This is a genomic window from Streptomyces hygroscopicus subsp. hygroscopicus, from assembly GCF_001553455.1.
GTDB classification, from domain to species: domain Bacteria; phylum Actinomycetota; class Actinomycetes; order Streptomycetales; family Streptomycetaceae; genus Streptomyces; species Streptomyces hygroscopicus.
In genome coordinates this window covers 1-12,424 of record NZ_BBOX01000176.1, presented here as the reverse complement: position 1 = coordinate 12,424, position 12,424 = coordinate 1, and the positions used below count along the sequence as shown (strand labels likewise).

Sequence of the window (12,424 nt, the reverse complement as noted above, 5' to 3'; positions counted from 1 at the left end):
CCGCCACCGCCCCCACAGCCGGGCGCGCGACCACCGCCACCGCGCCCACAGCCATGCGCGCCGTCACAGCCATCCGCGCCGCCGCCCCGCCTCGGCGCCGTCACCCCGCCTCCGCGCCGTCACCCCGCCTCCGCGCCGTCACCCCACCTCGGCGCCGCCGCCCCGCTTCCGCGCCGTCACTCCGCTTCCGCCACCGGCTCCGCGAACTGGGACGCGTAGAGCCGGGCGTACGCGCCGCCGGCCGCCAGGAGCGTCTCGTGGGAGCCCTGCTCCACGATCCGCCCCGACTCCATCACCAGGATCACGTCCGCGTCGCGGATGGTCGACAGCCGGTGCGCGATCACGAAGCTCGTACGGCCGCTGCGCAGCGAGGCCATCGCCCGCTGGATGAGGACCTCGGTACGGGTGTCGACCGAGCTGGTGGCCTCGTCCAGCACCAGGATCGACGGCTCCGAGAGGAACGCGCGGGCGATGGTGATCAGCTGCTTCTCCCCGGCGCTGACGTTGGAGCCCTCCTCGTCGATCACCGTGTCGTAGCCGTCCGGCAGGGTCCGCACGAAGCGGTCCACATAGGTGGCCCTGGCCGCCTCGACGATCTGCTCGAAGCTCGCTCCCCGCGCGCCGTAGGCGATGTTCTCGGCGATCGTCCCGCCGAAGAGCCAGGTGTCCTGGAGCACCATCCCGATGTGGGAGCGCAGTTCCTCCCGCGACATTTCGGCGATGTCCACCCCGTCCAGCGTGATCCGCCCGCCGCTGACCTCGTAGAACCGCATCAGCAGATTGACCAGCGTGGTCTTTCCGGCGCCGGTCGGGCCGACGATGGCCACGGTCTGCCCCGGCCGCACCGACAGCGACAGACCGTCGATGAGCGGCTTGTCCGGCTGGTAGCGGAAGGAGACGTCCTCGAAGGCGACCTGTCCCCGCACCGCCTCCGGCCGCCGCGCGTCCACCGGCTCCGCGCTCTGCTCGGGCGCGTCCAGCAGCTCGAAGACCCGCTCGGCGGAGGCCACGCCCGACTGCACCATGTTGGCCATGGAGGCCACCTGGGTCAGCGGCTGGCTGAACTGCCGGGAGTACTGGACGAACGCCTGCACATCGCCGATCGACAGCGTCCCGCTGGCCACCCGGAGCCCGCCGACCACGGCCACCAGCACATAGTTGAGGTTCCCGATGAACGTCATCGCGGGCTGGATCAGCCCCGAGATGAACTGGGCCCGGAAGCCCGCCTCGTAGAGCTTGTCGTTCTGCTCCCGGAACGCCCGCGCGGACTCCTTCTCCCGCCCGAAGACCTTCACCAGCGCATGGCCGGTGTACATCTCCTCGATATGGGCGTTGAGCTTGCCCGTGGTCTTCCACTGGGCGACGAACTGCGGCTGGGCGCGCTTGCCGATGCGCACGGTGACCCACACCGAGACCGGCACGGTGATCAGCGCCACCAGCGCCAGCAGCGGTGAGATCCAGAACATCATCGCCAGCACGCCTACGATCGTCAGCAGCGAGGCCATGATCTGGCTGAGGGTCTGCTGCAGCGTCTGCTGGATGTTGTCGATGTCGTTGGTGGCGCGGGAGAGCACCTCACCGCGCGACTGCCGGTCGAAGTACGACAGCGGCAGCCGGGCCAGCTTGTGCTCCACGTCCTCGCGCAGCCGGAAGACCGCGCGCTGGACGACGGCCGTCGCCAGCCGCGCCTGGACCAGGCCCAGCAGCGCGGCGGCGAGGTACAGCGCCGTGACCCACAGCAGCACCGTGCCGACCGCGTGGAAGTCGATCCCCTGGCCGGGGGTGACGTCCATCGAGGCGACCATGTCGGCGACCGTGCCCTGGCCCCTGTCGCGCAGCCACTGGACGGCCTGCTCCTTGCTGGCGCCGTCGGGCAGCTGCCGTCCGACGATGCCCGCGAAGATCAGGTCGGTGGCCTCGCCGAGGATCTTCGGACCCGCCACCGCGAGACCGATGCTGACCGTGCACAGCGCGAGCACCACCAGCGCGATCCCGCGCTCGGGGCGCAGCCGCGCCAGCAGCCGGCGGCTGGAGCCGCGGAAGTCCATGGACCGCTCGGCCGGCGGCCCGCCCATGAAGCGTCCGGGCCCGGCGGCGGGCGCCGGCCCCCTGCGGGGCGCCGTGGTGCCGCTCATGCCGCCTCCTGTTCGGTGAGCTGGGAGAGCACGATCTCCCGGTAGGTCTCGTTGCCGGCCATCAGCTCACCGTGGGTACCGGCGCCGACGATCCGCCCGGAGTCGAGCACCACGATCAGATCGGCGCCGCGGATGGTGGACACCCGCTGGGCGACGATGACGACCGTCGCGTCCTCCGTCTCGTCCGCGAGCGCCGCCCTCAGCCGGGCGTCGGTGGCGTAGTCCAGCGCGGAGAAGGAGTCGTCGAAGAGGTAGACGGACGGCTTGCGAACCAGGGCGCGGGCGATCGCCAGCCGCTGCCGCTGACCGCCGGACACATTGGTCCCGCCCTGGGCGATCGGGGCGTCCAGACCGCCCTCCATGGCCGCCACGAACTCCCGCGCCTGGGCCGTCTCCAGGGCCTGCCACAGCTCCTCGTCGGTGGCGTCGGGATTGCCGTAGCGCAGGTTGGAGGCGACCGTGCCGGAGAAGAGGTACGGCTTCTGCGGGACGAGCCCTATGGTCCGCGACATCACCTCCGGGTCGAGGTCGCGGACGTCCACCCCGTCGATGTGGACGCTGCCGTCGGTCGCGTCGAACAGCCGCGGCACCAGGCCGAGCAGGGTCGACTTGCCGCTGCCGGTCGAGCCGATGACGGCGGTGGTACGGCCGGGCCGGGCGGTCAGCGAGATGTCGCGCAGCACCGGCTCGTCGGCGCCCGGATAGCGGAACTCCACGCCCCGCAGCTCCAGCAGCCCCCGTCCGGCGGCGCCGGACGCGGGCGCGACGGGCACCAGCGGCGGCACCACGCTGGTCCCGGTGTCCAGCACCTCCTGGACGCGCTCGGCGCACACCTCGGCCCTCGGCACCATCATGAACATGAAGGTGGCCATCATCACGGACGTCAGGATCTGCATCAGATAGCTGAGGAACGCGGTCAGCGCGCCGACCTCCATACCGCCGCTGTCGATGCGCTGTCCGCCGAACCAGACGACCGCGACGCTGGAGACGTTCACCACCAGCATCACGGCGGGGAACATCAGCGACATCAGCCGTCCGGCGCGCAGCGAGACGTCCATCAGGCCGGTGTTGGCGGCGGCGAAGCGGTCGCGCTCATGGGTGTCGCGGACGAAGGCCCGGATGACCCGGATGCCGGTGATCTGCTCGCGCAGCACCCGGTTGACGGTGTCGATGCGCTCCTGGACGTCGCGGAACAGCGGCCGCATCCGGCGGGCGATGAGCGTGACGAGGATGCCCAGGGCCGGAACGATGAGCAGGAGCAGCCCGGACAGCGGAACGTCCTGGTTGAGCGCCATGATCACGCCGCCGATGCACATGATCGGCGCCGAGACCATCAGCGTGAAGGCCAGCAGGCACAGCATCTGCACCTGCTGCACGTCGTTGGTGGTGCGGGTGATCAGGGACGGCGCCCCGAAGTGGCCCATCTCGCGGGCGGAGAAGGACTGCACCCGGTCGAAGACGGCGGCGCGCACATCGCGGCCGAGCGCCATGGAGGTACGGGCGCTGAAGTAGACGGCTCCCGCGGCGCACCCGATCTGCACAAGTGTGACGGCGACCATCAGGCCACCGACCCGGAGGATGTAGCCGGTGTCACCCTTGACCACTCCGCCGTCGATGATGTCCGCGTTCAGCGTCGGCAGGTAGAGGGTCGCGAGTGTTTGCACCAGCTGCAATAACACGATCAAAGAGATCGTTCGGCTATAGGGCCTCAGATACGCCCGTATCAGTCGTACCAGCACACCGAAACCTTAAGCGACGGGAACCCCGAACCGGCCGTATTTTCGACGAACCGCGCGTGGTGCCGGGGGCGGTCCGGCACCCGTCATCATGGAGGCGGCAGATGACGGGAAAGGGATCGCGATGGCGATGAAGAACACGCCCGCCGGGACCATCCGGTACTGGGCCGCCGCCCGCGCCGCGGCCGGTGCCGCGGAGGAGCCGTACGCCGCGTGGACACTGGCGGAGGCGCTCGACGCGGCACGGGAGCGGCACACCGCGCGGCCGGAGTTCGCGCGGGTCCTGCTGCGCTGTTCGTTCCTGGTCGACGGAACGCCCGTCGGCACCCGCGACCACAAGACGATCCAACTCGCCGAGGGCGGCACGGTCGAGGTGCTCCCGCCGTTCGCAGGAGGGTGAACCCCGAGCTCATGAGCAACCAGCCGCACCAGCCCCACGAGCCTCACCAGCAACACCCACAACACCAGCAGCCGCAGCACCAGCAGCACCAGCATCAGCAACAGCCGTACGAACAGCCGTATCCCGCGTACGGGTCGTACGAGGCTCCTTACGGGGGCTACGACCAGAGCGCGCCCCCTTACGGCGGCCACGGCGGTCACGCTGGTCACGCCGGTCAGAGCCAGGGCGCCCAGCAGCCGGGCGACTGGCCGGGCCATGAGGGCTATGAGGGGTATTCGCAGCAGCGGGGGTACGGCCAGCCGCAGCAGCAGGGGTACGCCCAGGCGCAGCCGCAGCAGTACCAGCAGCAGCCACAGCAGTACCAGCCACAGCAGCAGCCGTACGCGGACCCTTACGCCGCCGCCCAGCAGAGACACCAGGGCCCCCAACCCCACCAGGGACATCAGAGCCACCAGGGACATCAAGGACACCAAGGCCACCAAGGGCAGTACGCCCACGGCTGGGGCCAGCAGCAGCACCAGCCGCACCAGACTCACCAGCGGTACCAGCCCGCCGCCCCGGCCCACGCCCCCGCCCAGGCACAGGCCCCGGCCCCGGCCCCGGCCCCGGCACAGGCTGCCGCACGAGCACAGGCCGCCGCCCAGGCACAAGCCGCCGCCCAGGCCCAGGCACAAGCACAGGCCCAGGCACAAACGCAGGCCATGCCCACCGCGACCACCACCGCCACCGCGCCCCCCACCCCCACCGCCACCGCCGAGCCCCCCACCCCGCAGCCGGACCGGCCGCTCACCGCCGCCGAGAAGGCCCGCGCCGAGGGCCGTCCGCAGATCCTGCCGCCGGGGTTCGTCCCCGCCGCCCTGACCTCCGTGATCGCCGCCCTGCTCGCGGCCACCGCGCCCCTGGGGCGGCCGGCGGTCGCCGTCGTGGTGGCGGTGCTCCAGGCGGTCACGGCGGCCGGCTGGTTCCGGCTGAACGGCATGTGGCCCGCCCGTCAGGGCATCGCGCTCGCCTACGCGGGCGGTCTCGCCGCCGATGTCGGGCTGCTCGCCACCGAGCGCGCGCACGCGCCGACGGTCGTCATCGGCACCATCGGCGTCTGGCTGCTGCTGGTGCTGGTGCTCCAGCTGCGCAGCCACGCCTCCCCGGACGAGCGGCTGTACGGGCTCACGGCCGCCGTGGCGTCCACCGCCCTCACCGTGCTCGCGGCCGGTCATCTGGCCGCTGCCGCGGAGTCCTCGGACGCCGTGGTGGTGGGGGCGGCCGCCGTCGCCGTGGCCGTGCTCGTCCGGGCGCTGCCGCTGCCGACCGCCGCCGCCGTCGTGGTCGCGCTGGCGGCCGCCACCGGCGCCGGGACAGGGGCCGGGCAGCTCACCGGAACGGGCACCTCCACCGCCGCCCTGCTGGGGTTCGCGGCCGGGGCGTGCGCGCTGATCGGCCACCGGGTGGCCAGCTACGACTACCCCTCGCGCTTCGTCCACATGACGGCCGGCGTGGCGCTGCCCCTGGCGGCCGCCGCCCCCGTGGTCTATGTGATCGGCCGTGCCCTGGGCTGACACCCCGGCTCCCGTTTCCTCGCTCCGGTTAGGCTCGGCAGCCTCAGGCAAGCGCCTGAGCGAGAGCCTGAGCGAGAGCCTGAGGGACCCACCCAATGCGCGCACTACGCATCACACTGATCCTCGTCGTGATACTCGGCGGCCTCTTCGTGGCCGCCGATCGCATCGCGGTGTACATCGCCGAGTCGAAGGCCGCCGACAAGATCAAGAGTTCGCAGGGGCTGGCCACTACCCCCAATGTCTCGATCAAGGGCTTTCCGTTTCTCACCCAGGTCGCCGCCAAGGAGCTGGACGAGGTGGACGTCGGCGTGGACGGGCTGACCACGGACACGGTCGACGGCCGCAGCGTCCGGGTCACCGAGCTCGACGCCAAGCTGCACAACGTCCGCATCTCGGGCAGCTTCTCCTCCGCCAGCGCGGACCACGCCACCGGCTCGGCCCACATCAGTTACGCGGACCTCTCGCAGGCCGCCGGTCCGGGGGTGACGGTCGGCTACGACTCGTCGGGGACCAACAAGGTCAAGATCACCGGCAGTCTGCTGGGTCTCAGCCTCACCGCCCACTCCCAGGTCAGCATCGTGAACGGCGACACCATCCGGCTGCACGCCGACTCCGTCCCGGACGGCAGCATCCCCCAGTGGGAGGACAAGGTGCGCGAGAAGGCCGATATGGAACGGAAGATCGACGGCCTGCCCACGGGCATGCGGCTCGAGAAGGTGGTGGCCACCAAGGACGGCATAGACGTCTCGGTCACGGGTAACAACGTCCAGCTGACGGGCTGACGCGATCAGCACCAGGGGCGTCGATCCCGCCCCAGGTCCAGTCACTGAGACGATCCCGTCCGCGGCAGCGCGCCCCCACGCCCCCGCCAGGCCCCCGCGGCCCCGCGGCCGCACCCCCGACCCCTCTCTCATCTCAACAGCCGGACGGTAACGTCTCATCATCCGACACACCGGTGACATGCCCGCCTGTCCGTCCCTACGATCGGACGCATGAAGCGACAGGCGGATCTCACGAAGCGGCGGGCAGTCGACCTGTGCCGCGTCGCCGCCATGCTCTGTCGCACCGTCTGAACGGACGCGGTCCGGGCACCCGCCGGACCGGCCCCTCTCGGCCCGTCGACCGGGCCTTCCCGCACGTCGCTCGTACGCTCGCCGCACGTCCCGCGCAGCGCCGCGCAGCGAGCGTTTCGTACCGCCGCAACTGCCCCGGAGGAGAGAAACATGAGCCGCAGTGACGTCCTGGTGGACGCCGACTGGGTCCAGGCCCGTATCGACGACCCCAAGACGGTCATCGTCGAGGTGGACGAGGACACCTCGGCCTACGACAAGAACCACATCAAGAACGCCATCCGGATCGACTGGAAGCAGGACCTCCAGGACCCGGTGCGCCGTGACTTCGTCGACCAGGCCGGCTTCGAGAAGCTCCTGTCGGAGAAGGGCATCGCCAACGACGACACGGTCGTCCTCTACGGCGGCAACAACAACTGGTTCGCGGCCTACGCCTACTGGTACTTCAAGCTCTACGGCCACCAGGACGTGAAGCTGCTCGACGGCGGCCGCAAGAAGTGGGAGCTCGACTCGCGCGACCTGGTCGCCGAGGTCCCGACCCGCGCGAAGACCGAGTACAAGGCCAAGGAGCAGGACACCTCGATCCGCGCCTTCCGCGACGACGTGGTGGCCGCCATCGGCTCGCTGAACCTGGTCGACGTGCGCTCCCCCGACGAGTTCTCCGGCAAGCTGCTCGCCCCGGCCCACCTGCCGCAGGAGCAGTCGCAGCGTCCGGGCCACGTCCCGTCCGCCCGGAACATCCCGTGGTCGAAGTCGGCCAACGACGACGGCACCTTCAAGTCCGACGACGAGCTCAAGGAGCTCTACGAGGCCGAGGGCGTGGACCTGTCCAAGGACACCATCGCCTACTGCCGCATCGGTGAGCGCTCCGCTCACACCTGGTTCGTCCTGCACGAGCTGCTCGGCCAGCCCAACGTCAAGAACTACGACGGGTCCTGGACCGAGTACGGCTCGCTGGTCGGCGTGCCGATCGAGCTCGGCGCCAACAGCTGAACCCCATCCCGAACGTAAGGACAGACACCCATGTGTGGAGCCAAGGCCGGCGGCCCCGACGCCTCGACGATCAAGCCCGGTGAGACCACCATCCAGGGTTCGGTGACCCGTGACGGCGAGCCCGTCACCGGATACGTCCGCCTCCTGGACAGCACCGGCGAATTCACCGCCGAGGTACCCACCTCCGCGACCGGGCAGTTCCGCTTCTACGCCGCCGAGGGCACCTGGACGGTGCGCGCCCTGGTTCCGGGCGGCACCGCGGACCGCACGGTCGTCGCCCAGAAGGGCGGTCTGGCGGAGGTCGCCATCGCCGTCTGACGCCGTCTGGCGGCGGCGCCGTGACACACGGCCGGAGGGCCGCACCCCGGGGTTGGACGCCTCGGCGGGGTGCGGCCCTCCGTATGTCGGGGCGGCGGTCCGCGACGTACGCTTGAGATATGTACGCGCGACGCCGCCACGCATACTTTTTCCTGATGGGCGCGTGTCTGACGCTCTTCATCTCGGCATGGGCCTTTGTGCGCCTGTGGTCCGTTCCCGCCGCGGTCGCGATGTGCATCGTCGCCATGGTGATCCCGCCCCTGGCGGCCATCGTCGCCAATCGCCGGGGCCCGGAGGACCGGTGGTGGGACGAATCGGGCGACGAGGAGTCCGACCGGTGGTGGCGGGAGCTGGACGAGCACAACCACCGCCACTGACCGGCCAGGGCCTGCCGGGGTGTTCGCGCCCGTCTCAGTACACGAGTGCCTGGACGCCGTCCGGCATGATCTCGCTCACGAAGACCTGGGCGCCCGCGATCCGCGCACCCTCGATCAGATCCTTCTCCTCGATCTTCCGGCGCGCCGCGCACTGCGTGCACACCGTGATCGTGCCGCCGCCCGTGAGGATGCCGTCGATCAGATCCGGAAGCGGCGCCGCATGCGGCAGCTCGAACTCCGCCGCCCGCCCCGGCAGCGCGAACCAGGTGGACTCCCCGGTGAGCCAGAGCGAGACCTCCACCCCGCTCGCGGCGGCCACCGCCGCCACCGTGAACGCCTGGGAGCACCGTTCGGGAGCGTCCGCGCCCGCCGTCACCTTGATCACCAGCTTCTTCGCCATGCCGCCAACTCTAGGCGCGGACACGACCGACCTCATCAGGCGCGAACGCGACCGCCCTGATGAGGCGCGAACGCGAGCGACCTCACCAGGCGCGAACGCAACCGCCCTGATGAGGCGCGAACGCGAGCGACCTCACCAGGCGCGAACGCAACCGCCCTGATGAGGCGCGAACGCGACGGCGCCACCTCGCGCCACCGGCCGTCCGGCCGCCGACTAGACTCGGTCGCGTCCGTCATCTGTTCCGAGGAGCGCGCTCGTGCTTGAGGCAGTCTTCACCACCCTGATGATCCTGGTCGCCCTGGCCACACTCGGCTTCTGCGCGCTGACCTGGAAGAAGCTGTACCAGGGCCAGCGCTGAGCCGCTCCCGTCCCGCCCTCACGGCCCGCCCCTCGACAGATCGCCTGAATCCATGATCCAGATCCCCTCCGACCTCCACCCGGACCTCGTGCCGCTGGCCTTCCTCCTGGGCAACTGGGAAGGCGCCGGCGTATCGGACTTCCCCGGGGCCGAGAAGTGCAACTTCGGCCAGGAGGCCACCTTCACGCACGACGGCCGCGACTTCATCGAGTACGTCTCGCACACCTGGGTGCTGGACTCCGAGGGCAAGAAGGTCCGCCCCCTGGAGAGCGAGTCCGGCTACTGGCGGATCGACAAGGACCGCAAGGTCGAGGTCGTGATGAGCCGTGACCAGGGCGTCATCGAGGTCTGGTACGGCGAGCTCGCGGAGGGCAAGCCGCAGATCGACCTCGCGACGGACGCGGTGGCGCGCACCGCGCACGCGGCCCCGTACTCGGGCGGCAAGCGGCTGTACGGCTACGTCAACAGCGACCTGATGTGGGTCGGCGAGAAGGCCACCCCCGAGGTCGAGCTGCGCCCCTACATGTCCGCGCACCTGAAGAAGGTCGTCGACCCCCGGGAGTGGGCGAAGGACCTCAAGGACCTGCCGGACGACGGGATCGCCTTCTTCCGCTGAGCCGTTCTCCCCTTCGCGTCCGGCCTGTGACCGCGGGCGCGCCTACACTTGCACCGTGGCGACCACCGACTGGAAGACCGACCTGCGGGAGCGCGGCTACCGCCTCACCCCGCAGCGCCAGCTCGTGCTCGAAGCCGTCGATCGTCTGGAGCACGCCACTCCGGACGACATCCTCACCGAGGTGCGCCGCACCGCGAGCGGCGTCAACATCTCCACGGTCTACCGCACGCTGGAGCTGCTCGAGGAGCTGGGCCTGGTCAGCCATGCCCACCTCGGACACGGCGCCCCCACCTACCATCTGGCCGACCGGCACCACCACATCCATATGGTGTGCCGGGACTGCACGGACGTGATCGAGGCGGACGTCTCCGTGGCCGACTCCTTCACCCGGCAGCTCCGGGCGGACTTCGGCTTCGACACCGATCTGAAGCATTTCGCGATCTTCGGTCGGTGCGCCTCGTGTTCGGCCAAGGAGCGCGCCGGAGAGGGCGCCGGAAACGGCTCCGGTGAGGGCCCGGCCCGCAGGTCGTAGGCTGAAGTGCATGAAGAGCCCTTTGCTGTCGCTGCCCGGCGCCGTCCCCGGTGAGGGCCTCGACGAAGGCGTCGCCGCCCACTACGGCGACCTGTTCCGCGAGCAGCGTGCGCTCGCCGACGGCACCGGTTTCGTGGACCTCTCGCACCGCGGGGTGGTCACGGTCAGCGGTGCCGACCGGCTCAGCTGGCTGCATCTCCTGCTCACCCAGCACGTCAGCGAGCTGCCGCCGGGTCAGGCCACCGAAGCGCTGATCCTCTCCGCCCACGGCCACATCGAACACGCGCTCTATCTCGTCGACGACGGCGAGACCACCTGGGCCCATGTGGAGCCCGGCAGCCAGGACGACCTGATCGCCTACCTGGAGAGCATGAAGTTCTTCTACCGGGTCGACATCGCGGACCGCACGGACGACTACGCGATCGTCCACCTCCCGGCGGGCAGCATCACCGACGCCCCCGAGGACGCCGTGGTCCGCGAGACCCCGCACGGCCGCGACCTCTTCCTCCCGCGTGCGCGGCTCACCGAGTTCGCCGAGGCGAGCGGCCCGCCGATCGGGGTGCTGGCGTACGAGGCGCTGCGGGTCGAGGCCCACCGGCCGCGGGTCGGCCTGGAGACCGACCACCGCACCATCCCGCACGAGCTGGGCTGGATCGGCTCCGCCGTCCATCTGCAGAAGGGCTGCTACCGCGGCCAGGAGACCGTCGCCCGGGTGCAGAACCTGGGGAAGCCGCCGCGCCGGCTGGTCTTCCTCCACCTCGACGGCAGCGAGGTGAAGCTGCCGTCCCACGGCGCGCCGATACGGCTGGCCTCGGAGGGCGAGGAGGGCCGTCAGCTGGGGTTCATCACCTCCTCGGCCCGCCACCACGAGCTGGGGCCGATCGCGCTCGCGCTGGTCAAGCGCAATGTGCCGGTGGACGCGGAGCTGATCGCGGACTCCACGGCCGCCGCGCAGGAGACGGTCGTGGAACCGTAAGCCGGTCCGCCGGTGGCACGGCGCCCGGACGTCCGGCGCCCACGCCGCCCTGGGCGTACCGGCATCCAGGCATCCAGGCGTCGAGAGGCGTCAGGGGCGCCCAAGGACGTCCCAAGGCGGCCAAGGGCGCCCCAACGGCATCCAAGGGCGCCCGAAGCGTCCAAGGGCGCCCGGGGCGCGCAGGCGCCCGGGGCGCGCAGGCGCCCGGGGCAACCAAGCCGTCCGAAGCGCCTGAAGCGTCCAAGGGTGTCTGTCCGCTGGACCTCGACTAGACCTCGACGATCACCGTGAACGGGCCGTCGTTCGTGAGCGAGACCTTCATGTCCGCTCCGAACCGGCCCGTCTCCACGTGCGCCCCCAGCTTCCGCAGCTGGGTCACCACCTCGTCCACGAGCGGCTCGGCGACCTCGCCGGGCGCCGCCGCGTTCCAGGTGGGCCGACGTCCCTTACGGGCGTCGCCGTAGAGCGTGAACTGGCTGATCACCAGCAGCGGAGCGGCCAGGTCCGAGCAGGACTTCTCGCCCGGGAGGATCCTTACCGACCACAGCTTGCGAGCGAGCTGGGCCGCCTTCTCCGGGGTGTCGTCATGCGTCACCCCGACCAGCACGCACAGCCCCTGGCCGACGATCTCGCCGACCGTCTCGCCGTCCACGACGACGCTCGCCCCGTTCACTCTCTGTACCACAGCACGCATGGCGACCATCATGCCGTGCGTCCATCCGGGGCCGATCGGGTGGAGAGCCGCTGCACAGGGAGCATCACTGGTGGCACGATGCGTGCAGGCGGTGCAGGCGGGCAGGAACTGCGGGAACGACGCATCGCTGGAGGGGACGGACACCAATGACCACACCGGGCACCGGGCAGCCCATGGCCACCGAGAGCCTGTTGCCGCCACGGCCGCCGAGCCAGCGCGGCGGGCGGCTGGCCGACAGCGCCGCCGTGACGGCTCCGGCCGTGACC

The 12,424-nt window shown here is 70.8% G+C and carries 14 protein-coding genes; 10 read left to right on the top strand and 4 right to left on the bottom strand.

Annotated elements, in window-relative coordinates; all coding sequences use genetic code 11:
- Positions 1–176 precede the first annotated feature (176 nt).
- On the bottom strand, positions 177–2,135 hold the full coding sequence (locus AXW62_RS19550; RefSeq protein WP_060945660.1) for an ABC transporter ATP-binding protein: 1,959 nt from the start codon (positions 2,133–2,135) through the stop codon (positions 177–179).
- Positions 2,132–3,874, bottom strand: a complete 1,743-nt coding sequence (locus AXW62_RS19545) for an ABC transporter ATP-binding protein (RefSeq protein WP_159060917.1) — start codon at positions 3,872–3,874, stop codon at positions 2,132–2,134. The genes AXW62_RS19550 and AXW62_RS19545 overlap by 4 nt, the downstream gene beginning before the upstream one ends.
- A gap of 121 nt (positions 3,875–3,995) precedes the next feature.
- Between AXW62_RS19545 and AXW62_RS19540 the strand changes: the two genes are divergently transcribed.
- The 7 genes from AXW62_RS19540 (at position 3,996) to AXW62_RS19515 (ending at position 8,582) form a co-directional block, all read left to right on the top strand.
- Positions 3,996–4,271 (top strand): MoaD/ThiS family protein, encoded by a 276-nt coding sequence (locus tag AXW62_RS19540; RefSeq protein ID WP_060945659.1) that lies wholly within the window; start codon positions 3,996–3,998, stop codon positions 4,269–4,271.
- An 11-nt stretch (positions 4,272–4,282) separates the two neighbouring features.
- A complete protein-coding gene (locus AXW62_RS44855; protein WP_060945662.1) occupies positions 4,283–5,824 on the top strand; it encodes a hypothetical protein in 1,542 nt (513 codons plus the stop codon).
- A 95-nt stretch (positions 5,825–5,919) separates the two neighbouring features.
- Positions 5,920–6,606 (top strand): LmeA family phospholipid-binding protein, encoded by a 687-nt coding sequence (locus tag AXW62_RS19530; RefSeq protein WP_060945658.1) that lies wholly within the window; start codon positions 5,920–5,922, stop codon positions 6,604–6,606.
- 210 nt (positions 6,607–6,816) lie between these two features.
- Positions 6,817–6,897 carry a putative leader peptide gene (locus AXW62_RS47155; protein WP_350203226.1) on the top strand — a complete coding sequence of 27 codons (81 nt, stop codon included), beginning with the start codon at positions 6,817–6,819 and terminating at the stop codon, positions 6,895–6,897.
- 150 nt (positions 6,898–7,047) lie between these two features.
- On the top strand, positions 7,048–7,887 hold the full coding sequence (locus AXW62_RS19525) for a sulfurtransferase (protein ID WP_060945657.1): 840 nt from the start codon (positions 7,048–7,050) through the stop codon (positions 7,885–7,887).
- Between the two features lie 30 nt (positions 7,888–7,917).
- The gene (locus AXW62_RS19520; protein ID WP_030837962.1) at positions 7,918–8,205 is read left to right on the top strand and encodes a DUF1416 domain-containing protein; all 288 of its coding nucleotides are present in this window, start codon (positions 7,918–7,920) and stop codon (positions 8,203–8,205) included.
- A 119-nt stretch (positions 8,206–8,324) separates the two neighbouring features.
- Positions 8,325–8,582: a DUF3099 domain-containing protein gene (locus AXW62_RS19515; RefSeq protein ID WP_030837960.1), complete on the top strand. Its 258-nt coding sequence runs from the start codon at positions 8,325–8,327 to the stop codon at positions 8,580–8,582.
- Between the two features lie 34 nt (positions 8,583–8,616).
- Here the strand turns inward: AXW62_RS19515 and AXW62_RS19510 are convergent, their stop codons facing one another.
- Complete coding sequence (locus AXW62_RS19510) at positions 8,617–8,982, bottom strand: DsrE family protein (protein WP_060945656.1); 366 nt, start codon at positions 8,980–8,982, stop codon at positions 8,617–8,619.
- A 410-nt stretch (positions 8,983–9,392) separates the two neighbouring features.
- On the opposite strand from AXW62_RS19510, the gene AXW62_RS19505 reads away from it, so the two are divergent.
- The 3 genes from AXW62_RS19505 to ygfZ are packed head-to-tail and all read left to right on the top strand — an operon-like array spanning position 9,393 to position 11,464.
- Positions 9,393–9,956 carry a heme-binding beta-barrel domain-containing protein gene (locus AXW62_RS19505; RefSeq protein WP_030837956.1) on the top strand — a complete coding sequence of 188 codons (564 nt, stop codon included), beginning with the start codon at positions 9,393–9,395 and terminating at the stop codon, positions 9,954–9,956.
- 55 nt (positions 9,957–10,011) lie between these two features.
- Positions 10,012–10,488 carry a Fur family transcriptional regulator gene (locus AXW62_RS19500; protein WP_060945655.1) on the top strand — a complete coding sequence of 159 codons (477 nt, stop codon included), beginning with the start codon at positions 10,012–10,014 and terminating at the stop codon, positions 10,486–10,488.
- Positions 10,489–10,498: 10 nt separating this feature from the next.
- Positions 10,499–11,464, top strand: coding sequence for a CAF17-like 4Fe-4S cluster assembly/insertion protein YgfZ (gene ygfZ, locus AXW62_RS19495; protein WP_060945654.1), 966 nt, complete (start codon positions 10,499–10,501; stop codon positions 11,462–11,464).
- A 268-nt stretch (positions 11,465–11,732) separates the two neighbouring features.
- On the opposite strand, the gene dtd is transcribed toward ygfZ, so the two are convergent.
- Positions 11,733–12,158 carry a D-aminoacyl-tRNA deacylase gene (gene dtd, locus AXW62_RS19490; RefSeq protein ID WP_060945661.1) on the bottom strand — a complete coding sequence of 142 codons (426 nt, stop codon included), beginning with the start codon at positions 12,156–12,158 and terminating at the stop codon, positions 11,733–11,735.
- Between the last annotated feature and the right edge of the window lie 266 nt (positions 12,159–12,424).